Below are 23,122 nucleotides of genomic sequence, written 5' to 3' on the forward strand. Positions count from 1 at the left end.
TAGCGTTGTTTATTTTTAGAAAAAAATCAGCATACTAGATCATGTATGTATGAAAAGTCAAAGCACCCTGAGATCATCGAGGGGTGCTTTGCAATAGGAAAGGGAAATTTATATTATTATGTCCGATTCAAAAGGCGACAGTAATCTTCCGAAACGAGGTTTACAAAACCGACACGTTCAGTTAATAGCTATTGGTGGAACAATTGGTACTGGTCTATTCATGGGGGCAGGAAATTCAATCCATTTTGCTGGACCGTCCATTTTATTGGTTTACTTAGTTATTGGGATGTTTATGTTTGTTGTGATGCGTGCCATTGGTGAACTGCTGTATGCTGATCCCAGTCAACATACCTTTATTTCTTTCATCACTAAATTTTTAGGTAACCGTGCCGGATTCTTTGCACGTTGGTCATATTGGTTAACTGTTGTATTTATGGGGATGGCAGAGCTGACTGCAGTGGCAAAATATATTCAGTTTTGGCTGCCGGATTTACCAAGTTGGTTGATTCAAATCGTCATGCTTATTTTGCTAACGTCGATCAACTTAATTGCCGTAGCACTTTATGGTGAAACTGAATTCTGGTTTGCCATGATAAAGATTGTAGCCATCCTATCATTGATTGTGACAGGTATTATCATGGCTTTGACAGGATTCGAAACACCAGTTGGAAAAGTTGCTTTTAGTAATGTTTGGCATCACTTTGAGTTATTTCCTAACGGGGTTGGTAATTTTATTAATGCCTTTCAAATGGTCATGTTTGCATTTGTCGGCATGGAATTTATTGGCATGACAACGGCTGAAACGGAAAATCCCCGTTCGGTTTTGCCCAAAGCGATTAACCAAATTCCTTGGCGCATATTGTTTTTCTATCTGGGTGCATTGTTCATTATTATGACGATTTATCCATGGCAGAAAATTCCAGAGGATCAAAGTCCTTTCGTGATGGTTTTCCAGTTGGCAGGTGTGAAATGGGCTGCCGCTTTAATTAATTTCGTAGTATTAACGAGTGCTGCTTCAGCATTAAATTCAGTTTTGTTTAGTGCTAGCCGTAATTTCTTTGCTTTATCATTCCAATCTAAGGCCAAGTTTTTACAACCATTTAGAAAAACATCAAAAACACAATTACCAGTGAATGCTGTACTGGTTACATCATTAATGGTTGCTTTTTCGGCCTTAATCTCGGTTATTCCATCAATCACAAATGCATTTAGTTTTGTGACAAGCGCATCGACGGACTTGTTTTTGATGATTTATGTACTCATATTATTCGCTTACATGAAGTATCGCAAGTCAGATAGTTACATGCCTGATGGCTTTCTTGTCATAGCACCCAAGACGTTAGTGCCATTGGCAATTCTGTTTTTCAGTTTTGTATTTATTACGCTTTTCTTTAATCCAGAATCTCGTCTACCAGCAATTGGTGCTACCATTTGGATGGTCGTGTTTGGCTGTATTTCAATGAGACAACCAAAACAGGCATTAAATAAGTAAGTTACCGTAATTTTTCTGGTTAGAAGGCAATTAAAATCGCAATAGGGATGAAAAGGTATATTTTAATATGACATGCTCACATGTGTGGTAAAATATTACTATTCGTACTTTAGGGGAACTTTATGTCATTTCTAATTGATTTTATTTTGCACATTGATGTCCATATTGGTAATCTTGTGCAAGCGTTCGGTTTATGGACGTATTTGATTTTATTTGCAGTGATTTTCATTGAAACTGGTAGTGTGATTATGCCGTTTCTACCTGGAGATTCACTGTTGTTTGCTGCAGGAGCTATTGCTGCTACGCCTGCTGGGCTAAATGCCGGACTTAATCATTGGGTATTTATGATTGTATTCTTCTTAGCAGCTGTTATTGGTGACTCAGTCAATTTTTGGATTGGTCGTACAGGTGGTTATAAAATTTTACATCATCGTTTCTTTGGTCGTTTCATTAAAGAACAACATATCAAAGAAGCTGAAGCTTTCTTTGAAAAGCGTGGTGCTGCGGCAATAATCATTGGGCGATACATGCCGATTGTCCGCACATTTGTACCGTTTGTGGCTGGTATCAGCCAATTTTCATACAAACATTTCCTACGTAATAGTTTGATTGCTGCGTTCTCTTGGAGTTTAATTGCAACCGGTGCTGGTTATATGTTCGGAAATATTCCATTTGTTAAAGCACACTTTTCTGTAATTATTTTGGGTATTGCGTTGGTCACATTAATGCCAACAATCATTGGTGTCGTTCGTTCAGCAATGGTTGCAAAGAAACAGAAAAAAATAATGTCGAAATAACCGCCATTCATGGCGGTTTTTCTGTATAATTATAACTATGAATAACTTAAAAAAACTACAAGAATTAACTAAAATTTCAACAATAGAGATTGCTGATGCACTAGATGTTGAAGTTGAAACTGTTGAAGCATGGCAAAATGAAGAAAAAGTACCCAGTGTGAGTGATTTTGAGGCATTAAGTGGCATCTTCTCTTCTCAATTGGATGCTCAAGGAAGCGACTCTCAATCCAGCAAGCATCCAATCCACATTCGTTTATCTGTGGATTATCTATTGAACCTAGGAATAACACTTTCAGATTGGATTACTTTAAAGTGGGCCTTTGAAGGTCAGTGGAATAATGATCAGTTAGCCATCGGATTTTTTTCTAATAATCAATTAGTACGTGTTATTAGCACTGAAAGTGAATTTTCGGATGCTTTTGCAGGCTATCTGATTTTACAAACTGAAGGTGAGTTTGAACCATATATTGATGAATTTGATAATGATAGGGAATACGATTGGCGTTTGTTGCGTTTGAACGATGAAAAATTTGTGGATGTAACTAACGATTTAATTGCAGCCAATTTACCAGTCATCAGCTAACAGTAGAGAAGTACACAAAGTAGTGACGTCTGTATAATATTATGATACACTACAATCAGATGATAATACCTGTGAGACAATTGAATAAATTTGTCGATAATAAGGGTATTATTTTGCCAAAAACACAGTTTTCGTAATGAAAATTGTGTTTTTTTGTTCCGATAATAAATTTTGGAGGATAATATGGACTTAGGCAACGATTTTGTTACTCGTTTGGGACTTGAAAAACCACACGACTTAGAAAAGGTACGTGGTGGCGACATTAACGAGGCGTTTTCAATCTATTCGAATAACCAGCGCTATTTTTTAAAGATTCAACAAAATGCTCAAGCAAGTTTTTTTGATCATGAAGTTGCTGGCTTGAAGGCTTTGGGGGAAGTGGTGACTGTGCCAGCCGTTTTAGCACAGGGACAGTTACAAGGGCACGCCTACTTAGTCTTGACGTGGATTAATCAAGGAAATGGGTCACAACAAGAATTAGCAAAGTCGCTGGTTAAAATGCACCAAGCTACAGCGCCAAAGTTTGGATTTGATAGTGATAACTTAGTAGATTTTGTGCCTAAAAATAATACTTGGCAATCTTCTTGGGCTGAATTCTTTGTGAAACAACGCTTGGATCCGCTAATGGCACAAGCGCAAAAAAATAATTTTTGGCTTACCCAACGTGGTGATCACTATAGTAAATTACGTGAAACAATATTAAATGATAATCACGCGCAAACAGTTCAACCATCACTACTGCATGGTGATTTCTGGGCAGGAAACTTTATGTTTAACGATCAAGGTAAGCCTGTATTTATTGATCCTAACGTGTTCTACGGTGATCGGGAATATGATTTGGCGATTTCAAGAGTGTTTGCCGGCTTTAGTCCGTCATTTTATAATCAATATATGCAAGAATGGCCATTGGATGATGGCTGGCAAAAACGTGAAAAATGGTATGAGTTTTATTATATACTAATTCACTTTACACGCTTTGGTGATATTTATGCACCGCGGATGAACAAATTATTAACGTCTTTTTAAAATCACATGATTGCTAGCAAAGAATTAGACGAAAAAACCTTGACATTCAATAATGATTCAGTCATAATAATGACAGAATAAAAATTATTTCACATAGAGGTCGCGATTGACAATACACTTACCGGAGTTGCTGTAGCAATTGATAGTAAGCTTAGGGGATATCGCCGAAATCAAGGGTGTCTACAAATGACCTTGATTGGGCTAATAGTTAAGAGCTATTAGACTGTCGCAGAGATGCGGTGAGCTATGGAAACTGTCAAAAATGCTAACAATGCCCTTTGATAAGTCCGTTTTGCGAACCTATCAAAGGGTTTTTTTGTGTAATTCAAGGGGAAATGATGACGTATCCAATAAATGAAAAGCAACATCTGACAGTTGATGGTGTTGATACAATCGAACTGGCAAAGACATATGGCACGCCGTTAGCAGTTTACGATGTAACACTTATTCGTAAGACAATGAGAGCGTTTAAGCGTATCTTTGAACAAGAAAATGTCCCATATGTAGTGAGTTATGCTGGTAAAGCTTTTGCTACTAAAGCAATTTATCAGGTGGCAGCTCAAGAAAATATTCACGCTGATGTCGTGTCTGGTGGGGAATTATACACAGCAATTAAAGCTGATTTTCCAACTCAGCATCTTAGTTTTAATGGTAATAATAAGAGTTATGATGAACTTGTGATGGCCGTTGAAAATGGTGTGGGAACAATTATTGTTGATAATTTTCTTGAGTTACAGATACTGTCAGAAATTACGGCGGAAAAAAATGTTATTCAAGATATTTTACTACGTATTTCACCAGGAATTTCAGCTCATACTCATGAATTTATTAGTACTGGTCAACAAGATAGTAAATTTGGCTTTGATTTACAAACAGGTCAAGCGAAGCAGGCCTATGATATTGCAATAAAAGATAACCATCTTCATTTGCGTGGCTTACATGCGCATATTGGATCTCAAATATTTGATGTGACTGGATTTGAGAAAAATGCAGCACTATTAGCAGATACTGCTTACTCATGGGGATGGCAACCAGAAGTCATTAATACTGGCGGTGGATTTGGTATTCGTTATACTGATGAGGATCAACCTTTGCCAGAAAGCGAGTTTGCGGATGCTATTATCCGTGTTTTGAAAGAAAAGGCTACACAGTACGATTGGGCAATGCCAGAAATATGGATTGAACCTGGTCGTTCGATTGTCGGACCAGCCGGACAAACCCTATATACAGTTGGGTCGCGTAAGGATATTCCGGGAATTAGAAATTACTTGGCTGTAGATGGTGGTATGGGAGATAATATTCGTCCAGCACTTTATCAAGCAAATTACGAAGCGGTTTTAGCCAATCAACCAAATGCTAAAAGTGAAGAAATTGTGCGGATTGCTGGTAAATATTGTGAGTCAGGTGACGTATTGGTTTGGCAGGAAGAATTACCGGCGACAAAACCTGGTGACATTTTATCTGTGCTTGCAACAGGTGCGTACGGGTATGCAATGGCTTCAAATTATAACCGAAATCCACGACCGGCCGTTGTCTTCGTGGAAAATGGTCAACATCAAGTCGTTGTTGAACGTGAAACTTTTGAACACATGATCAGTTTAGATCAGGATTATACTCTAGGAGATAAATAACATGGCTGAAAACGAAGCACAAAAACTAATTAATTTCATTGCAAATGCAAAAAAAATTACCCCAGTAAAAGTTACATATAAAGGCACATTGGCAACTGAAGTACCAGATACTGTGCAACAATTTGGAAATGAGTCATTTGGACAATTAATTGGCGACTGGTCTGAAATTGAATTGTTAATTAAGAATCTACCATCAGAAGATGTATTTATTGAAAATGATTCACGTAACTCTGCCGTTCCTTTGCTTGATAAAAAAGAAATTAATGCTCGCATTGAACCAGGTGCCATTATTCGCGATCAAGTTGAAATTGGTGACAATGCGGTGATTATGTTGGGCGCAGTGATTAATATTGGTGCAGAGATTGGTGCTAACACAATGATTGATATGGGTGCTGTACTTGGCGGCCGTGCCATTGTTGGTGAAAATTCTCATATTGGTGCTGGCGCGGTATTAGCTGGTGTGATTGAGCCAGCATCTGCCCAACCTGTTCGTATCGGAAATAACGTTCTAGTTGGCGCTAATGCCGTCGTTATTGAAGGCGTACAGGTCGGTGACGGCGCAGTAGTTGCGGCTGGAGCGATTGTCACAAAGGATGTACCAGCCAATACAGTAGTTGCGGGTGTTCCTGCAAAAGTCATTAAGGAGATTGATTCGAAGACGCAACAAAAGACTGCGTTAATTGACGCATTGCGAGGCTTATAATGCCAGTTAGTGAAGAAGATTTGAAAACCTATCGGCGTGACTTACATAAAATTCCAGAACTTGCTTTAGCGGAATTTAAAACGCATCGTTATTTGTTAGAAAAGATTCAATCTTGGCAAACTAATTTTATGACAATACGTCAAGTAGAAGAATTACCTACGGCATTGCTTGTGAAATTTTCTGGGACTGACCCAAGCCGGACGGTAGGATATCGTGCTGATATTGACGCGCTACCAGTTACAGAAGATACTGGATTGCCATTTGAATCAACACATAAAGGTGTTATGCATGCATGTGGTCATGATGTTCACATGTCTTTAGCTTTGGGATTAGTTCAGTATTTTAGTGAGCATCAACCTAAAGACAATTTAATTGTCTTTTTCCAACCGGCTGAAGAGTCAAAAAGTGGTGGCAAATTAGCGGTTGATTTAGGAATCTTTGAAGGTGAGTGGCATCCTGATGAATTTTACGGCATTCATGATCAGCCTAATTTACCTGCTGGAACTTTGAGTACCTTAGCGGGCACTTTATTTGCTGGAACGGCCGAGCTCGAAATTGACATCCATGGGCAAGGTGGTCATGCGGCCTATCCCCACTTAGGTAAGGATCCAATTGTCATTTCGGCTGAATTAATTATGTTGTTACAAACTGTTGTATCGCGTGACGTTGATCCGATAGAAGGTGGTGTAGTGAGTCTTGGAATGATTAGCGGCGGCTTTACAAATAATGTTATTCCAGACACGGTGCATCTTGCCGGAACAGTTCGTAGTATGACCAAAGATGGCTTGGATAAAATGACAACACGAATTCGCCAAATCGTTGAAGGTGTGGCGTTGGCAAATGAGGTCAAGATTAATGTTCGCCTTGAAACAGGAAGTTATTTGCCTGTTGAAAACAATCCTGACTTAGCTAACAATTTGCTGAGTTTCATGGAACAGCGTCAAGACATTGCTTTTGAAGAAGCAAAACCTGCGATGACAGGTGAGGATTTTGGTTACATATTGCAACATATTCCTGGTGTCATGCTTTGGCTGGGTGTTAATGACAATCATTCACTGCACAGTGCCAAGTTAAACATCGATGAAGCAGCTTTGTTGCCAGGATTTAATGCTTTGAAAGATTTTATTGAGTGGCGAATGTCACAAGGAGAATAAGCATGTACGAAGGAATTAATTTAATTACGGCAATTATTACGCCTTTTACAGTAAACGATGAGATTGATTATGAGTCATTAGAGAAATTAATTGAACACCTGTTAAATCATGGTTCGCAAGGATTTGTGATTGCAGGAACAACAGGTGAATCTCCAACACTGTCTTTTGAAGAGAAAGTAGAGTTGACACGGTTTATTGCAAAACAGGTTGGTAATCGTGCACTTTTAATTGCTAATGCAGGTTCCAATAATACAAAGGAATCCGTAGAAGCAGCCAAAGCTTTAAGCAAAATCGAGCATATTGACGGCATCTTGGCAGTAACACCGTATTATAATAAGCCAAGTCAATCTGGTATGATTGCACATTTTAAAGCTATCGCTGATGCATCCGAAAAGCCTGTTATGTTATATAACATTCCTGGACGTACGGTGGTCGGTCTCACGGTTGATAGTGTGATTGAATTAGCTCAACATCCTAATATTAATGCAATTAAGGAAACAACATCAACTGAATTTGTTGAAGCAGAGGTAGAAGGGACCACTGGATTTGCAGTCTATACTGGTGAAGATGCAATGACTCTTTCGGCTTACACTGTCGGCGGTGCTGGAACAATTTCGGTAGCTTCACATCTTTATGGTGACGAAATGTCTGAATTGTTTTCTGCTATGAATGCAGGTAATTGGCGCGAAGCTGGGCGTTTGCAACGTTACCTAACCCCACGAATGAATGCCCTATTTGCTTACCCTTCCCCAACTCCAGTTAAGACGAAATTAGCCGAAAAAGGATTCGTACGTGAAGCTGTACGTCTGCCTCTTATTCCTTTAAGTGACGCAGAAAAATTACATTTGAATGAATTATTGGAGAAATAATGACAAAAATAATTTTAGCTGGTGGTTTTGGTAAATTAGGCCAAGCTATTCAAGATAACTTGAATGAAGAATATGAAATTGTTGGTATTGTGAGTGGTCATCAACATGAGAGTAAGGTACCTGTATGGACCTCCTTATCAGATATTAATGTGGCAGCAGATATTTGGCTGGATGTCAGTACCCCAGCAACTGTATTTGACAATGCAATGTACGCAATCGAGCACAACATGCCGCTAGTGATTGGTGCCACTGGTTTGTCTGATGAACAAGTAGCAATACTGCGTGAACAGTCATCAAAAGGCGTTTTAATTGTACCAAACTTTAGTTTATCAGCGGTTTTGTTAATGCAATTCTCACAGTTAGCGGCCAAATATTTTCCTGATGCAGAAATTATTGAAGCGCACAACCCTAAAAAGGTGGATGCACCATCTGGAACGGCTAAGCAAACAGCAAGATTGATTGCAAAAGCCCGCATTGCGGAACCTACATCAACAAAATTAGCGCCAGCTCGCGGCGAACAGATTGATCGTGTGCCAGTTCATGCTGTACGGTTACCTGGCTATATCGCACAGCAAAGCGTTTATTTTGGTGGTGTGGATGAGCAATTAACGCTGACCCAAAGTACAACAAGTCGATCAGCCTTTGTACCAGGTGTAATTCGCGCTATAGAAGCTGTGAAAAATATAGACGGTGTTGTCATCGGATTAGACCAAATTATTTAATTTAAAAATTGTGATGTTAATGTCAGTATTAGCATCATTTTTTATTTTAAAATACATGTGAATAGCAATATTTGTCGTACAATAGAGTTATGAAAAAGATAACTAAAATTTCAATTCAAAAAAAAGCGGGTCGCTATAATATTGATCTAGATAATCAATTCGCTTTTGGTGTGGCGGAAAGTGTTCTCATTAAATTTGGTTTGGCGAAAGGGCGAGAATTAGATGCCGAATTAATTGCAGAAATTAAGCATAATGATTCCATTGCCAAGGCGTTAAGCATTGCTCTTAACTTCCTTAGCCACTCATTGCACACAGTCAAACAAGTGAAACAGAAAATGAGTGAAAAAGAGGTATCTGAAAGTATTCAGGATGAAGTTGTTGCACAATTATATGAACAAAAATATATCGATGATTTAAATTATGCGCAACACTATGTTTCAACAAAAAAAATTATTAGTCCTAAGGGACCCAATGTTATCAAGATGGATTTGAAGCAGGCAGGTGTTAATGATGATGATATCGAAACAGCATTATCTGATTATACTCACGAGGAGCAAATTGAAATTGCAGAGAAACTTGCTTTAAAATCTGCTACCACATACAAAAGAGAATCAACTCGTGCTAAGAAACAAAAAATTGTACAAGCTTTAGCCACAAAAGGATTCTCTTTTGATATTGCAGAGATTGTTGTTGATAGGGTGATTACAGAAAATGACGATGAAATTGAGTTAGAAAATATCAAGCGTCAAGCGGAAAAAAGCTGGCGACGCTACCGTAACGAAGTACCAAGTCAAAGGATATATAAAACTAAAAATAGTTTGTATACGAAAGGTTATAATGCCGAATTAATTAATGTGGTAATTCATGAGTTAGAAGTATCTGCAGATGATTGAAATGTGGTACAATTAAATAGGAATTCGGTGTTAGAAGAGTAGGTAGCGTTATGAACGTTGATAGACCCAGTCGTGGACCACGAGAAGGTGACTTCATCACGATCAAAAGCTATAAGCACGATGGCTCGTTGCATCGAACTTGGCGCGATACCATGGTACTAAAGACCAGTGAAAATTCTATCATTGGCCTAAACGATCACACTTTGGTAACGGAAGATGATGGTAGACGATGGGTTACCCGAGAACCTGCTATTGTTTATTTCCATAAGAAATATTGGTTTAACATTATTGCGATGATTCGCGATAATGGTGTGTCGTATTATTGTAATTTAGCTTCTCCGTATGTACTCGATAAAGAGGCGCTAAAATATATTGACTACGATTTAGATATTAAAGTTTTTCCTGATGGCGTCAAACATTTACTGGATGCAGATGAATATGCGGCTCATAGTAAAAAGTGGCATTATCCACCAGAAATCGATAAAATTTTGAAAGCTCATGTCAAAATTTTGGTTGATTGGATAAACGAAGGTTCTGGACCATTCTCACAAGGATATGTTGACGTTTGGTATACACGATATCAATATTTGATGCAACAGCGGTTAAAAGATCGTCGTTGAGAAAAAGCATTCGATTTGTCGAATGCTTTTTCTGATGCATACGAATAAGTTAATTCATTTATCACACAACAAAACATAAAAAACCATAATCTGTTAAAATAAAGGTTATGAAGGCATTAAAAGAACAATATCAAACAGCACCGATAACGACAATTATATTTTTGGTAACTACTTTTGTATTCCTAATTGAGCTTATATTAAGCCGCGGAACGACGGAGAATAGTGAATTCTTAATTAATATGGGTGCAAAATGGGGACCATATATCCAGTTAAAACATGAATACTGGCGATTGTTAACGCCGGTTTTTCTCCATGCTGGTTTTTTACACATTGTCACTAATATGATCACTTTATGGTTTATTGGACCACTTGTTGAACGAGCATTTGGCAGTGCAAAATTTTTTGGACTATATTTTTTTGGTGGTATTATTGGTAATATTTTTTCATATTTATTGGCGCCGTCGAGTGTTTCTGTAGGTGCATCTACAGCACTTTTTGCCATGTTTGGTGGACTAATTTTGTATGCCATTCGTTTTAAAGAAGATCCGCAAGTTAAGTCGATGGGAACAATGTTGGGGCTCTTTGTCATTTTGAATTTAGTCACAGGATTTTCATCAACGGATATTGATATATGGGGACACATCGGTGGCTTAATCGGTGGGATGATGTTTGCGGTAATGTTTGGTTTCTATGGGCGCAGTGGGAAATACGCTATTCGAGTGCGCTTAATCATGGGCGCTATAACAATATTGCTGATTATTTTAACTTTTTGGGCAGGTTTAAGAATATGAAAACATTTTATGATGTATTACAATATTTAAAAGAATTCGGTGTGTATATTCACGTTGGTAAGCGTCTGTGGGATATCGAATTAGCAGCACTAGAAGTAGATAATCTCTACAAAACTGACATTTTAAATGCAAAAGATTATGCAACGATTAAGTTAATTTTATCACATGAACACACAATGGAAGTCGAAAATCCAAGTGATTGAAAACATTTAATGAAAATGATGAAAACGCTTGCACTATGTAAGCACTTTCTGTTAAAATATGTAAGTAATAAATTTTATGGAGGAAACATGCATTGCGCTGATTAATCATCATATAAGGCAGTTAATTTGTCTTTAGAAATACGCTTTGCACTTTAATAATCATGGCAAAAGATAAACTTATTGGCGTTGATCTTGGTGGTACAACTATCAAGTTTGCAATTTTGACTGATCAAGGTGAAATTCAACAAAAGTGGTCAATTAAAACAAACATTTTGGATGATGGTGCACACATTGTTCCAGATATTGTTGAATCCATTAATCATCATTTAGACTTATACCAATTGGATAAAGAACGCATCATTGGTATTGGTATGGGTACACCGGGAACTGTTAACCGTGAAACAGGTACAGTCACAGGCGCCTTTAACTTAAATTGGAAAACAGAACAACCTGTCAAAGCAGATATTGAGGCAGGAACTGGATTTACTTTGACAATTGATAACGATGCTAACTCTGCTGCTCTTGGCGAAGCATGGAAGGGTGCTGGTAATAATGATGATGAAGTTTCATTCATTACCTTAGGTACCGGTGTCGGTGGTGGATTGTTAGCCAATGGTCAGCTAATTCACGGTACAGTTGGGGCCGGCGGAGAAGTCGGTCACATGATTGTTGAGCCTGATGGATACTTGTGCACATGCGGTAATCGTGGCTGCTTAGAACAATATGCTTCAGCTACTGGTGTTGTTCATTTGGCACAAAATATTGCTGAAGAATATGTAGGTAGTTCAAAATTAAAGAAGATGATCGACAATGGAGAAGAAGTCACATCAAAAATTGTCTTTGATTTAGCAAAACAGGGCGACTTTTTGGCAAATAAAGTTGTTGACAAAGTGGCTTACTATTTGGGTTATGCCACAGCTACTATGTCTAATATCTTGAATCCATCAGCCGTTGTTATCGGTGGTGGTGTTGCTGCTGCTGGCGAGTTCTTGCGTGCACGTGTTGAAGAACATTGGACCAAGTTTGCTTTTCCAACAGTTCGTCACTCTACACGTGTAAAGTTAGCGGAGTTAGGTAACGATGCTGGTGTGATTGGTGCGGCGAGTCTAGCTCGAATAACTGCTTAATATGATTACAAATAAAAAACTGCTATCTCGTAGCAGTTTTTTTATTTGTAATCATTTATGCTAAATTAACTGATGCTTCTGCGTTTTTTTCTGATGCATCATCATCTGATATATGGGGTAAAAATGCAGGTAGCAAATCGTTAACAGAGAAATCAGTTAAGATTTGTGTTTTTAAATCGACTGCATCATCAATCGCTACCGTAGCCTGAACCTTTGGCATCATACCGTGAGCTAGTTGTTGATCTTCTAATATGGCCTGCATCGTTTCTTTTGAATTACGGTTATACAGAAAGTCTGTGATGTTGATGCCCACTTTTTTAGCAATATTGATTACTAAATTACGTGAGTATTTCTGATGACCAACCGTTAGCGCCTCTTGTAGGTTAATGAGTAATGCTCGCGCTTTTTTATTACCTTCAATTTGAGCAGCTTTGAAATCGAGAGTGAGTCGATAGACTAAGCTGGCTTTGTCTGTTGGTTCATCAGCACATGATGAATTATCATCTTTAATCATTTTCAAAATTGGTTCATTGATTAAAGGCACAAAAAACAGATGATGTGAACGATGAATTTGTTGACTAATTTTTTGTAGATATTGCTCTGTAATTAAGCAATTATCGGACAGTGGCGTATCGAAATGATATATAGATAGCATGATTGTTCTCCTGAGTTATTAACTTATTCAATATACAAAATATTAGTATAGTCGTCAAGGGTGTACTTGACAAATGATACGCTCATAAATATGTTAAAATAGAATAGTAGTAATTAAAAAAATATAATAAAGGATGACAGTATGGATTGGGATCATTTTTTTATACCATATATTCAAACCGTCTCAGAGCTTAAAGTAAAATTACGTGGTTTGCGTCAGCAATACGAAAAATCTGGTGAAGATTCATCAATTGAATTTGTAACTGGTCGTGTAAAGTCTCAAGCCTCAATTGAAGAAAAGATAGTTCGTCGACATTTAGATGAGAATCGGTTGGCTCTTGATTTGCAAGATATTGCCGGTGTTCGTATTATGACAAAGTATGTTGAAGACATTTATACTGTGGTCGATTTGTTGCGTCAAAGGACGGATTTTCAAATTTTAGAAGAGCGTGATTATGTCAGTAATGCTAAACCTTCGGGTTATCGTTCGTATCATCTTGTGATTGAATATCCAGTCCAGATGTATACTGGAGAACTAAAAGTATTGGCAGAGATTCAGGTGCGGACAATGGCGATGAATTTTTGGGCTACTGTGGAACATGATTTACGTTATAAGCATGGGGAGTTGAACGAAGATTTAGCAAATCGACTGACTAAACTATCCGAATCAACTTTTGCTTTAGATCAAGAACTTAGTGAGATAAGAGCAATAGAATGAAAATCGCAATTTTCAATAATCATGCTGAACATAGCGTGATTATTGCCAAAAAATTAATACTGGCAATGAAGAAAAATAATGTCGATATTGATGATAGAAATCCGGATATTGTCGTTTCCGTTGGTGGGGATGGCACGCTTTTGGGCGCTTTTCAAAAGTATGTTGATCAAACAGAAAGCGTGCGTTTTGTTGGCCTTCATACAGGTCATTTGGGGTTTTATACGGATTGGTTAAGCACGGAGCTTGACCAGTTTGTTGATAGTTTAATCCATGATAACGGCCAAAAAGTTAGTTACCCACTACTCGAGCTGACTGTTGTGAGAACTAGTGGTGAATCTTACAAATTTTTAGCGCTTAATGAAGCGGTTATAAAGCAACCTATTGGCACTTTAGTTGCCGACATATATTTAGGTGGCCAGGCCTTTGAGCGTTTTCGTGGAGATGGTATTGCTGTTGCAACGCCAACTGGATCAACAGCTTATAATAAGGCTAATGGTGGTGCAGTGCTACATCCGAGCTTGCCAGCAATTCAAATGTCTGAAATAGCCTCAATTAATAACCGAGTATTTCGAACCTTAGGTTCACCGCTAATTGTGCCACAAGATCAAGAAATTGTGATGAAACCAAAAAGCAATCATTTTTTGGTTATGTATGACCAAGAAGAGATTAAAGGGCACAATATTACTGAACTACGCTTTAAGGTCTCTGAAAAAAGGGTCCATTTTGCTCAATATCGGCATGTGGATTTTTGGCGACGTGTACAGAATGCCTTTATCAGTGAAATTGAATAAATTAAACAGCTAATTACTGTCTTGAGGGACAGGATTTTTTATACATAAATTTGAGAGGAAATTTAGTAATAGTTTGTTCCAAGGTGGTGCAAGCTAAATATTATATAATGCGAATATTGTAGTATATAATTTAAGTTATTGAATAAGATTAAACATGAAATTTACTTGGAAATATAGTGGTGATGAACAGCGTAAAGTGCGCACTTTTTTGCAAAATCATGGCGTTTCGCATAGAATGTTTAGCCAAATGAAGCATAATGGCGGCGCAATCTTGGTAAATGAAAAACCAGTTTATACATCCGATTATTTGATGAATGGTGACATCGTTACGATTGTTATGCCTACAGAAAAAAGTAATGACTTGGTTGTACCAGATTATAAACCATTAGACATTATATTTGAAAATGAACATTGGCTAGTTGTTGATAAACCATACGGTATAACAACGGTTCCAGGACATGCTGATCGTTTGCATACTTTGGTTAATCAAGTTAAAGGACACCTTGAAACAATTAAGGCTGATGATTTAGTTCCTCATGTTGTTACTCGCCTTGATCGTGACACATCAGGAATTGTCTTATTAGCCAAGCATAGATTTGCCCATGCAGTTTTGGATCAACAATTACAAAACCATACGGTTGAAAAATTTTATTTGGCTTATCCGTCAGGTATTTTACCGGATGACCATGGCGATATTAATGCACCGATTGGTCGCATGGATGGGGATTTTATCAAAAGAGAAGTCCGTGATGATGGCAAACCATCTCGCACAGAATATTGGGTCGAACGTCGTTATGAAGATGATGAACAAAATATGACTCGTGTGAAAGTACAATTGCATACAGGACGAACACACCAAATCCGTGTTCATTTTGCCAATATAGGGCATCCTTTGGTAGGGGATACTTTGTATGGTGGACCAGCATGGCATGGATTACAAAGACAAGCATTGCATGCTTATCACATGAAATTCTATGATCCCTTCATTGAGGAATACCGAGAATTTAATACGCCTTTACCAGATGATTTAAAAACTTTGAGAGATATAGAGTAAACAGTGGAAGAAAAATCAGAACAATTACATCAAAATATCGCTCATCTTTCCGATTTATTGCATTCAGGACAAGATGAGGCCTTTGTGACGTCATTCAACGCGCTACACGACTTTGAAATGGGACAAGTGTATAGTGGATTACCGGAACAATTACGTGCAGTAGCATGGCGATTGCTTGACAATGAAACATTAGCGACTGTTTTTGATAATATAGATGTTGATGATGAAGATATTGATGACTTATTGCAAGAAATGCCCCCTCAAAAAGCTGTTCAAATTTTGCGCAATATGTATGCCGATAACGAGGTCGATCTTCTCCAGGAAATGCCAACACGGTTAGTTGCAACCTATTTAAGCTTGATGCCAAAAGATGAGGCTGAAGATATTCGTAAGCTGATCAATTACGAGGAACAAACTGCTGGTTCATTAATGTCAATTGAGTACTTGGCAGTTGAGGCAGATTTGCGTGTTGATGAAGTGATGCGTTTAGTTAAGCAACAAGCACTTGAAGCTGAGGCGATCAACTACGTTTATGTATTAGATAAACAAGAACGGCTAGTTGGTGTTATTTCTCTTCGTGATTTGTTAACACATCCTGATGACATGTTAGTTTCGGAAATTACGAAAGACAGAATTATCAGTGTTAAAGCTGGTGATGATCAGCAAGACGTTGCACAAATTGTGGCTGACTATAACTTCATATCCATTCCAGTTACAGATGATAATGACCGATTATTAGGTGTCATTACAGTTGATGATATCGTGGATGTTATTGATGAAGAGGCTGTTGAAGATTATTCCGGATTGGCTGCCGTTAACGTTAGTCAAACAGATGATACAGCATGGCATTCAGCGATTAAACGTATTCCTTGGTTGATTGCACTTCTTTTATTAGGAATGTCAACGGCTACGCTGATTAGTTCATTTGATGGTCTGGTACGAAAAGCGTCAATATTGGCTGTGTTTATTTCTCTGATTACTGGTACAGCTGGTAATGCTGGGACGCAAGCATTAGCGTTGGCTGTCCGGCGCTTAGCTGTAGGAAGTAATAATAGTGCTGTCAAAAATTTCTTGAGTGAAATTCTTGCGGGGTTTTTAGTAGGGACAGCAACGGGTTTCTCAGTTTTTCTAATTGTTACTTTTTGGAAGCATAATTATCAACTGGGTCTTGCAGTGGGTATCGCGATGGCAATTGCTATTATGGTAGCCAACCTAGCGGGGTACTTGATTCCCGTACTTATTGATAAATTAGGCATGGATCCGGCGGTAGCAAGTGGCCCATTTATTACAACTTTATCAGATTTAACTTCAGTTCTAATTTATTTTAATATTGCACAATTATTTATTTCACATTTTACCGGCGCGTAAAACTAAAATACGCGAAAAAAGCAATAGCGGTTCTTATCGCTATTGCTTTTTTGTTTATATGATTTTAAATATTGGTTTGATTTGCTTCGCGAAGCTACCATCAGGGTCATTGACAAATGAAGCGTAGTCTTGCCAATATTTGTCTGATAAAATAATTGGTTCAGCAATATTGTCGGGGATGTATTGGCGAGGAATCGCACCATCCTCTGTAACGGGGCCATCATAACTGTTGATGAAGTCTTGCATTTTTTTCTCAATTACAAGTGCTTGTGGACCAAACCAATTATATGGCTCTCGATGGATATTACTTTCATTAATATCAAATAATTCATCACGATTAATCACTGTAAATGGATGAACCAAAGTAATAAATTTAACTTGACCAGTGTCACTGACTTCGGCTAATGCGCCTGCCATTTCAGACGGCAGGTTTGGTTGTTGATGCGCTGTTGATGCCAGAAGTAGTTGGCCTGCATAAGAAATATCTAAAGTTATGGGTTGCCCAATGATCATTGTTAATAATTTTTCTGGGGAAATACTTAATGCTCTCATTTTTTTAATCCTGTACTGTTATGAAATCAAATTTTTCGAAATCAAATAGGCCTTGATCGGTAATCTTTAAACTTGGAATGACCGGTAATGCCATGAACGATAAAGTTAAAAATGGATCAAATGGCACGTCACTGATTTCTGAGAAAGCTTGTAGTAATTGCTGGTTAGTTTTGATGACATTTTCAAATGGTTGATCTGACATTAAACCGCCAATTGGGAGTGGTAGGGTCGTAATTTTACCATGGTTAACGACAACTTGGCCACCGCCGATTTCATGCAGCGTATCTGCTGCTAAAATCATGTCGTCGTCGTTTACGCCTGCTATAATCACGTTATGGGAATCATGAGCAATAGTTGAAGCAATCGCACCGTCGCGCATGTTAAATCCTTTGATGATACCGACACCATGGCCAAGATTGTGATAACGTTCTGCGACTACAATTTTAGCGAAAGTTTCGTTTGCAACGAACAGCCCTTGCTCAACAGGAACTTCTTCCACAGTGTGCTCGGTGGTGATGTGGTGAGGTGTGATATTGATAATATGTGCTGGTTTATCAGATTGGAGAGGTAAGGCGATATCGGATTTGGTTAATGAGAAGTTTAATGATTGGTTGGCTAACGGTGTGACAATTGATTGATTGTCTTTATACCAATGACCACCAATCATGACTTTTGGTGTCTCCAAATGTGCTAAATCATCGAATACTGCTAGATCGGCCACAAATCCATCTGTCAATGCGCCGATATTTTGTAGCTTATGCGCTTGAGCGGCATTATACGTTGCTATCGTAAAAGCAATTGCTGGATCCATACCATTTTCAATGGCAAGTTTCACGCTATAATCAATGGAACCTTCACTTTGGATGTCGTTAGCTGTTTTGTCATCTGTGGCAAAAGAAAAGTGTGATTGATTGGCCATTGTAATTGCAGGTAGTATTGCTTTTTCATCACGCTCAACCGTGCCTTCGCGAACAAATATGGAGAAACCAGCATTTAAGCGTTCTAATGCTTCTTTTGCATTCTCACTCTCGTGATCAGTGTCAATGCCAACATTTCGATAAACTGCAAGTTGCTCTGGAGTTAAACCGGCAGCATGACCGTCAACATGTCGACCAGCATCTTCAGCATCTTTAATTTTTTGTAACATATCGGGATCAAGATTTGCTACAGCAGGAAAATCCATAACTTCTGCTAAACCGTTGACTTCCGGCACGCTATAGAATGGCTTTAAAGCATCAGCGTGAAGCGTCGCTCCAGCATGTTCAAAAGGTGTAGCGGGTACTGAAGAAGGTAACATGTAATGAATGTTTAGCGGTGTTTGTTTAGCATCTTCCAACATATATTGGATGCCAGACACACCAGCTACACTGGCAATTTCATGGGGATCTGCAAATATTCGAGTGATTCCATGTGGTATAACCAGTTTTCCAAATTCACTGGGCGTAAGTAATGAGCTTTCAATGTGTAAATGGGAATCTATCAACCCAGGCACAATATATCCGCCACCAGCATCAAAGGTATTTTCAGCTGTTAAGTCACTTCGCTTTCCGCGGTATAAAATTTGATTATCGTTAATCCATAATTCTGTATCGTCAAATTTTAAATTAAATACATCTAGAATTTTGGCATTTTTGATGTGCCATGTAACGAGTTTTGTCACAATATGTCTCACCTTCAATTTTTTTATATGATACCATAAACTCATATTGTATAGAAGAAATATTCTAAATAGTAATGTTGTACCAATCACTTTTTATAAGGTATACCAATAATTAAAAAGTTGTTTGACAATGGCTTTTAAGCTGTGTAAAATAACACTTGTGAACAAAATAAAAAATAAAACCATTTTTGAAAGTAGGACTATATAAATGTGTGGAATTGTTGGATTTACTAGTTTTAATCAAGTGTTACCAACTTTGTTAAAAGGTCTAGAAAAGCTAGAATATCGTGGTTATGATTCAGCTGGCGTGTATGTAAATGATGGTGACCAAGGAGACTATTTGGTCAAGGAAACAGGCCGTGTAGCTGATTTGGAACGTGCTACGGAAAATAAGAATATCAAGGGGACTTCGGGTATTGCTCATACGCGTTGGGCAACTCACGGTGGTGTATCTGTTGAAAATGCGCATCCCCATGCTTCAGAAGATGGACGTTTCTACTTAGCACACAATGGTGTGATTGAAAATTACGATGAATTACGTGATACATATTTGCAAGGTGTAAAACTACATTCTCAGACAGATACAGAAGTTGCTGTCCAATTGATAGATAAGTTTGCAAAAGAAGAGAACTTGTCAGCAGTCGACGCTTTTAAGAAAATGATTGCTTTACTAGACGGCAATTCAGCATACGCATTCTTGTTGATGGATCGTCAAGAACCCGGGATTATGTATACTGCTAAAAAGAAAAGTCCTTTACTGATTGGTGTTTCAGATCAGGGAAATGTGGTGACCTCTGACGCTGCTGCTATGTTAGATATAACCCATGACTTTATCGAATTGATGGATGATGAAGTAGCGATTGTTGAGAAAGATAAAGTGACATTATTCAATGCGCAAGGAGAACCAATTACACGGTTACCATTCCATCTCGATATTGATGCTGCAGAAACAGATAAAGGTGTTTATCCATACTACATGCTTAAAGAAGTGGATGAGCAAGCAATTGTTACTCGCACGCTTTCTCAATATTATTTTGATGACGAGAATAATATTCAAAATATCGATGCCAACATTATTGATGCAATGAAAGCGGCTGATCGCTTATATATTGTTGCTGCAGGAACATCGTATCATGCCGGATTAGTTGGCAAACGGTATTTTGAGCAATGGGCTAAGATTCCGACTGAAGTCCATATTTCTTCAGAATTTGCTTATGATCAACCAATGCTCAGTCAAAAACCATTCTTTATTTTCTTGAGCCAATCAGGTGAAACGGCTGATTCTCGTGAAGTTTTGGATAATATTACGAAACAGGGCTATCCAACCTTGACTATTGCTAATGTTATGAATTCAACATTAACACGAGAAGCTGACTTCGCGTTACCTCTACTCGCCGGACCGGAAATAGCGGTTGCTTCTACCAAGGCATACACAGCTCAAATAAGTGTTGAGGCTATTTTAGCCCACGCTATTGGTCATTCAGGATTGAATTTGAAGCTTGAATTGGCGAAAGTAGCTGTTGAAATGCAAGTGATCATTGATCAAAAAGAAGATTTTAAAGCAATAGCAGAAAGTGCATTATCTGGACAGCGCTCAGCATTTTATATCGGACGTGGCCTAGACGCTGCCGTAGCTGTTGAGGCGGCACTCAAGTTAAAAGAAATCTCCTACGTGCAAACGGAAGGGTTTGCTGCTGGAGAACTAAAGCACGGTACGATCTCACTTATTGAAGAAGGAACACCAGTTTTTGCACTCCTTACACAAGCGAAGACAGCTGGATTAGTTCGAGGTGAAATTGCACAAGTTGCCGCACGTGGTGCTAATACAATTGTCATAGCAACCAAAGAACTGGCTAAAACTGGCGACGCCTATATTTTGCCGGAAGTCAATGAACTACTGATGCCATTATTGGAAGTGATTCCAGCTCAATTAATTGCCTATTACGCAACTCTAGATAGAGGGTTGGATGTTGATCGACCTCGAAACTTGGCAAAGAGTGTAACAGTTCAATAAAATATAAAAATCGATAGAAATATTCTTATCGATTTTTTTTGTACGCAGCGTTTCATTCTGGTAAAATGTACTAGATACCATTATGCAAAAAAATATTGCATACGAAGGAGGAGCGTTTTGGCGCTTTTTAAAACAAAAGAGAACACCGTTTACGATACTACGCAACTTAAAATTCCAGAGCATATTGCAATTATCATGGATGGTAATGGTCGATGGGCAAAGAAACGCTTAATGCCAAGAGCTGCGGGACACAAGGCTGGCATGAATACAGTAAAGCGCATTGCGTCTGCAGCAAGTGATATGGGCGTTAAAGTCCTGACACTATATGTATTTTCTACGGAAAATTGGTCACGTCCCAATGATGAGGTCAACTTTCTAATGCAGCTGCCAATCGCTTTTTTTAATGATTTCGTACCTGATTTGATTAAAAATAACATTCGAGTTTCTGTTACTGGAAATGTTGATGCGTTACCAGCAGCGACTCAAGATGCTGTTAATAGAGCAATTGAAGAGACTGCCAATGGTACCGGCATGGTTTTAAACTTTGCAATGAATTATGGCGGACAAGTTGAAATTGTTGATGCTACAAAAAAAATAGCCGAAGAAGTAGCCAAGGGCCATTTGTCACCGGATGATATTAATTCGGAAGTTTTCGCTGCCGCCTTACAGACAGCACACTTGGGAGACTTGGCCACACCAGACTTGATGATTCGAACCTCTGGTGAATTGCGCTTGAGTAATTTTTTGCCATACCAAGCCGCTTACGCAGAATTATATTTTACTGATGTTCTATGGCCTGACTATTCTTCGGATGATCTAATGACAGCCATACAATCTTATACAAAACGAGATCGACGATTTGGCGGTCTCAATGATGAAAGTGAGAAACAAGCTTAATGAAAACACGTGTTATTACAGCAGTCGTTGCTTTAATTATCTTTGTGCCATTGTTAGTAATTGGTGGTATGCCTCTTTTGATTTTGACGTTAGCCATGGCAGTTGTTGCTATGAGCGAGATACTACGTATGAAACATCGTTTTTTCGTATCTGCGGAAGCATTGCTGAGCTTTGTTGGTGTTATTGTAATTACACTACCGAAATCAACTTGGCAAGATATGCCATTTAATATTAATGGAAGCGTCATTTTTTATATTATTGTCTTCTTACTTTTGCTACATACCGTTTTGAGTCGTAATCATTTTAATTTTGATGATGCAGGAACATTGGCGCTGACGATTGTATATGTTGGTACAGGATTCCATTACTTTTTTCAAGCAGATAGTAAGGGGATTGCTACGGTCATGTTCGGTATGCTGATTGTATGGATCACTGATTCAGGTGCTTATATGGTTGGTCGTGCCATTGGGAAAAATAAATTGGCTCCTAAAATCAGCCCCAATAAAACTTGGGAAGGTTCTATTGGTGGTAGCATGGTAGCTATTATTGTGATTCCAGCATTATTTACCATCTTCCATTGGTTGCCGGATTATAACTTTATCGAATTGCTAGCGTTTACGGCCATTTTGTCAATTGCTGGTCAGTTAGGTGACTTAATTGAATCCGGTTTCAAACGTCATTATGGTGTGAAAGATTCGGGTAATATTTTGCCTGGACATGGTGGCATATTAGACCGTTTTGATTCAATGTTAATCGTTATGCCTATGATGGCCGTATTGGGTATACTCAATTAAAAATGATTT

At 38.3% G+C, this 23,122-nt stretch carries 24 protein-coding genes and 1 riboswitch; of the genes, 21 read left to right on the forward strand and 3 right to left on the reverse strand.

Going from position 1 to position 23,122, the window contains the following annotated elements; all coding sequences use genetic code 11:
- Positions 1 to 118: 118 nt before the first annotated feature.
- The 14 genes from RHP64_RS03265 (at position 119) to RHP64_RS03330 (ending at position 12,611) form a co-directional block, all read left to right on the forward strand.
- Positions 119 to 1,492 (forward strand): amino acid permease, encoded by a 1,374-nt coding sequence (locus RHP64_RS03265; protein ID WP_025267895.1) that lies wholly within the window; start codon positions 119 to 121, stop codon positions 1,490 to 1,492.
- 122 nt (positions 1,493 to 1,614) lie between these two features.
- Positions 1,615 to 2,289 carry a VTT domain-containing protein gene (locus tag RHP64_RS03270; protein ID WP_014324465.1) on the forward strand — a complete coding sequence of 225 codons (675 nt, stop codon included), beginning with the start codon at positions 1,615 to 1,617 and terminating at the stop codon, positions 2,287 to 2,289.
- A 37-nt stretch (positions 2,290 to 2,326) separates the two neighbouring features.
- Positions 2,327 to 2,872, forward strand: a complete 546-nt coding sequence (locus RHP64_RS03275) for a hypothetical protein (RefSeq protein WP_014324466.1) — start codon at positions 2,327 to 2,329, stop codon at positions 2,870 to 2,872.
- Between the two features lie 183 nt (positions 2,873 to 3,055).
- Complete coding sequence (locus tag RHP64_RS03280) at positions 3,056 to 3,898, forward strand: fructosamine kinase family protein (protein ID WP_025267896.1); 843 nt, start codon at positions 3,056 to 3,058, stop codon at positions 3,896 to 3,898.
- Between the two features lie 86 nt (positions 3,899 to 3,984).
- Positions 3,985 to 4,153, forward strand: a riboswitch (Lysine riboswitch).
- An 83-nt stretch (positions 4,154 to 4,236) separates the two neighbouring features.
- Positions 4,237 to 5,529, forward strand: coding sequence for a diaminopimelate decarboxylase (lysA, locus tag RHP64_RS03285; protein ID WP_014324467.1), 1,293 nt, complete (start codon positions 4,237 to 4,239; stop codon positions 5,527 to 5,529).
- Position 5,530: 1 nt separating this feature from the next.
- Entirely contained in the window at positions 5,531 to 6,232 is a 702-nt protein-coding gene (dapD, locus tag RHP64_RS03290) for a 2,3,4,5-tetrahydropyridine-2,6-dicarboxylate N-acetyltransferase (RefSeq protein WP_014324468.1), read from the forward strand.
- Complete coding sequence (locus tag RHP64_RS03295) at positions 6,232 to 7,386, forward strand: N-acetyldiaminopimelate deacetylase (RefSeq protein WP_025267897.1); 1,155 nt, start codon at positions 6,232 to 6,234, stop codon at positions 7,384 to 7,386. The genes dapD and RHP64_RS03295 overlap by 1 nt, the downstream gene beginning before the upstream one ends.
- Before the next feature lie 2 nt (positions 7,387 to 7,388).
- Positions 7,389 to 8,255 carry a 4-hydroxy-tetrahydrodipicolinate synthase gene (gene dapA, locus RHP64_RS03300; protein WP_025267898.1) on the forward strand — a complete coding sequence of 289 codons (867 nt, stop codon included), beginning with the start codon at positions 7,389 to 7,391 and terminating at the stop codon, positions 8,253 to 8,255.
- Positions 8,255 to 8,977 carry a 4-hydroxy-tetrahydrodipicolinate reductase gene (gene dapB, locus RHP64_RS03305; RefSeq protein ID WP_011679473.1) on the forward strand — a complete coding sequence of 241 codons (723 nt, stop codon included), beginning with the start codon at positions 8,255 to 8,257 and terminating at the stop codon, positions 8,975 to 8,977. The genes dapA and dapB overlap by 1 nt, the downstream gene beginning before the upstream one ends.
- 89 nt (positions 8,978 to 9,066) lie before the next feature.
- A complete protein-coding gene (gene recX / locus RHP64_RS03310; protein WP_061514797.1) occupies positions 9,067 to 9,870 on the forward strand; it encodes a recombination regulator RecX in 804 nt (267 codons plus the stop codon).
- 50 nt (positions 9,871 to 9,920) lie between these two features.
- On the forward strand, positions 9,921 to 10,490 hold the full coding sequence (gene ntdP / locus RHP64_RS03315; protein WP_004164346.1) for a nucleoside tri-diphosphate phosphatase: 570 nt from the start codon (positions 9,921 to 9,923) through the stop codon (positions 10,488 to 10,490).
- Positions 10,491 to 10,597: 107 nt separating this feature from the next.
- Positions 10,598 to 11,281, forward strand: coding sequence for a rhomboid family intramembrane serine protease (locus RHP64_RS03320; RefSeq protein ID WP_025267900.1), 684 nt, complete (start codon positions 10,598 to 10,600; stop codon positions 11,279 to 11,281).
- Positions 11,278 to 11,484, forward strand: coding sequence for a YqgQ family protein (locus RHP64_RS03325; protein WP_011679476.1), 207 nt, complete (start codon positions 11,278 to 11,280; stop codon positions 11,482 to 11,484). Before RHP64_RS03320 ends, RHP64_RS03325 begins: the two co-directional genes overlap by 4 nt.
- Before the next feature lie 161 nt (positions 11,485 to 11,645).
- Positions 11,646 to 12,611, forward strand: coding sequence for an ROK family glucokinase (locus tag RHP64_RS03330; RefSeq protein ID WP_004164341.1), 966 nt, complete (start codon positions 11,646 to 11,648; stop codon positions 12,609 to 12,611).
- A gap of 55 nt (positions 12,612 to 12,666) precedes the next feature.
- Here the strand turns inward: RHP64_RS03330 and RHP64_RS03335 are convergent, their stop codons facing one another.
- A complete protein-coding gene (locus RHP64_RS03335; RefSeq protein ID WP_010293329.1) occupies positions 12,667 to 13,266 on the reverse strand; it encodes a DsbA family protein in 600 nt (199 codons plus the stop codon).
- A gap of 141 nt (positions 13,267 to 13,407) precedes the next feature.
- Here RHP64_RS03335 and RHP64_RS03340 point away from each other — a divergent pair, with 141 nt between their 5' ends.
- From RHP64_RS03340 to mgtE, 4 genes are all read left to right on the forward strand, one after another.
- Positions 13,408 to 13,983, forward strand: a complete 576-nt coding sequence (locus tag RHP64_RS03340) for a GTP pyrophosphokinase (RefSeq protein ID WP_004164333.1) — start codon at positions 13,408 to 13,410, stop codon at positions 13,981 to 13,983.
- Positions 13,980 to 14,774: an NAD kinase gene (locus RHP64_RS03345; protein ID WP_011679477.1), complete on the forward strand. Its 795-nt coding sequence runs from the start codon at positions 13,980 to 13,982 to the stop codon at positions 14,772 to 14,774. The genes RHP64_RS03340 and RHP64_RS03345 overlap by 4 nt, the downstream gene beginning before the upstream one ends.
- A 154-nt stretch (positions 14,775 to 14,928) precedes the next feature.
- Positions 14,929 to 15,828 (forward strand): RluA family pseudouridine synthase, encoded by a 900-nt coding sequence (locus RHP64_RS03350; protein WP_014324473.1) that lies wholly within the window; start codon positions 14,929 to 14,931, stop codon positions 15,826 to 15,828.
- A gap of 3 nt (positions 15,829 to 15,831) precedes the next feature.
- Positions 15,832 to 17,196: a magnesium transporter gene (mgtE, locus tag RHP64_RS03355; protein WP_014324474.1), complete on the forward strand. Its 1,365-nt coding sequence runs from the start codon at positions 15,832 to 15,834 to the stop codon at positions 17,194 to 17,196.
- A gap of 54 nt (positions 17,197 to 17,250) precedes the next feature.
- On the opposite strand, the gene RHP64_RS03360 is transcribed toward mgtE, so the two are convergent.
- Entirely contained in the window at positions 17,251 to 17,748 is a 498-nt protein-coding gene (locus tag RHP64_RS03360) for a hypothetical protein (RefSeq protein WP_014324475.1), read from the reverse strand.
- A 4-nt stretch (positions 17,749 to 17,752) separates the two neighbouring features.
- Positions 17,753 to 19,408, reverse strand: a complete 1,656-nt coding sequence (gene ade / locus RHP64_RS03365) for an adenine deaminase (protein WP_011679481.1) — start codon at positions 19,406 to 19,408, stop codon at positions 17,753 to 17,755.
- A gap of 208 nt (positions 19,409 to 19,616) precedes the next feature.
- Here ade and glmS point away from each other — a divergent pair, with 208 nt between their 5' ends.
- The 3 genes from glmS (at position 19,617) to RHP64_RS03380 (ending at position 23,113) form a co-directional block, all read left to right on the forward strand.
- Positions 19,617 to 21,422 (forward strand): glutamine--fructose-6-phosphate transaminase (isomerizing), encoded by a 1,806-nt coding sequence (glmS, locus tag RHP64_RS03370; protein WP_011679482.1) that lies wholly within the window; start codon positions 19,617 to 19,619, stop codon positions 21,420 to 21,422.
- Positions 21,423 to 21,539: 117 nt separating this feature from the next.
- Positions 21,540 to 22,319, forward strand: coding sequence for an isoprenyl transferase (locus RHP64_RS03375; protein WP_025267903.1), 780 nt, complete (start codon positions 21,540 to 21,542; stop codon positions 22,317 to 22,319).
- Positions 22,319 to 23,113, forward strand: coding sequence for a phosphatidate cytidylyltransferase (locus RHP64_RS03380; RefSeq protein WP_011679484.1), 795 nt, complete (start codon positions 22,319 to 22,321; stop codon positions 23,111 to 23,113). The genes RHP64_RS03375 and RHP64_RS03380 overlap by 1 nt, the downstream gene beginning before the upstream one ends.
- Positions 23,114 to 23,122: the final 9 nt, after the last annotated feature.

The sequence above is a fragment of the Leuconostoc sp. XM4 genome (assembly GCF_055698815.1).

Bases quoted from the DNA above. Each gene is read 5' to 3' on its own strand.
- RHP64_RS03265 (WP_025267895.1), top strand. From the start codon at position 119: ATGTCCGATTCAAAAGGCGACAGTAATCTTCCGAAACGAGGTTTACAA.
- RHP64_RS03270 (WP_014324465.1), top strand. From the start codon at position 1,615: ATGTCATTTCTAATTGATTTTATTTTGCACATTGATGTCCATATTGGT.
- RHP64_RS03275 (WP_014324466.1), top strand. From the start codon at position 2,327: ATGAATAACTTAAAAAAACTACAAGAATTAACTAAAATTTCAACAATA.
- RHP64_RS03280 (WP_025267896.1), top strand. From the start codon at position 3,056: ATGGACTTAGGCAACGATTTTGTTACTCGTTTGGGACTTGAAAAACCA.
- lysA (WP_014324467.1), top strand. From the start codon at position 4,237: ATGACGTATCCAATAAATGAAAAGCAACATCTGACAGTTGATGGTGTT.
- dapD (WP_014324468.1), top strand. From the start codon at position 5,531: ATGGCTGAAAACGAAGCACAAAAACTAATTAATTTCATTGCAAATGCA.
- RHP64_RS03295 (WP_025267897.1), top strand. From the start codon at position 6,232: ATGCCAGTTAGTGAAGAAGATTTGAAAACCTATCGGCGTGACTTACAT.
- dapA (WP_025267898.1), top strand. From the start codon at position 7,389: ATGTACGAAGGAATTAATTTAATTACGGCAATTATTACGCCTTTTACA.
- dapB (WP_011679473.1), top strand. From the start codon at position 8,255: ATGACAAAAATAATTTTAGCTGGTGGTTTTGGTAAATTAGGCCAAGCT.
- recX (WP_061514797.1), top strand. From the start codon at position 9,067: ATGAAAAAGATAACTAAAATTTCAATTCAAAAAAAAGCGGGTCGCTAT.
- ntdP (WP_004164346.1), top strand. From the start codon at position 9,921: ATGAACGTTGATAGACCCAGTCGTGGACCACGAGAAGGTGACTTCATC.
- RHP64_RS03320 (WP_025267900.1), top strand. From the start codon at position 10,598: ATGAAGGCATTAAAAGAACAATATCAAACAGCACCGATAACGACAATT.
- RHP64_RS03325 (WP_011679476.1), top strand. From the start codon at position 11,278: ATGAAAACATTTTATGATGTATTACAATATTTAAAAGAATTCGGTGTG.
- RHP64_RS03330 (WP_004164341.1), top strand. From the start codon at position 11,646: ATGGCAAAAGATAAACTTATTGGCGTTGATCTTGGTGGTACAACTATC.
- RHP64_RS03335 (WP_010293329.1), bottom strand. From the start codon at position 13,266: ATGCTATCTATATATCATTTCGATACGCCACTGTCCGATAATTGCTTA.
- RHP64_RS03340 (WP_004164333.1), top strand. From the start codon at position 13,408: ATGGATTGGGATCATTTTTTTATACCATATATTCAAACCGTCTCAGAG.
- RHP64_RS03345 (WP_011679477.1), top strand. From the start codon at position 13,980: ATGAAAATCGCAATTTTCAATAATCATGCTGAACATAGCGTGATTATT.
- RHP64_RS03350 (WP_014324473.1), top strand. From the start codon at position 14,929: ATGAAATTTACTTGGAAATATAGTGGTGATGAACAGCGTAAAGTGCGC.
- RHP64_RS03360 (WP_014324475.1), bottom strand. From the start codon at position 17,748: ATGAGAGCATTAAGTATTTCCCCAGAAAAATTATTAACAATGATCATT.
- glmS (WP_011679482.1), top strand. From the start codon at position 19,617: ATGTGTGGAATTGTTGGATTTACTAGTTTTAATCAAGTGTTACCAACT.
- RHP64_RS03380 (WP_011679484.1), top strand. From the start codon at position 22,319: ATGAAAACACGTGTTATTACAGCAGTCGTTGCTTTAATTATCTTTGTG.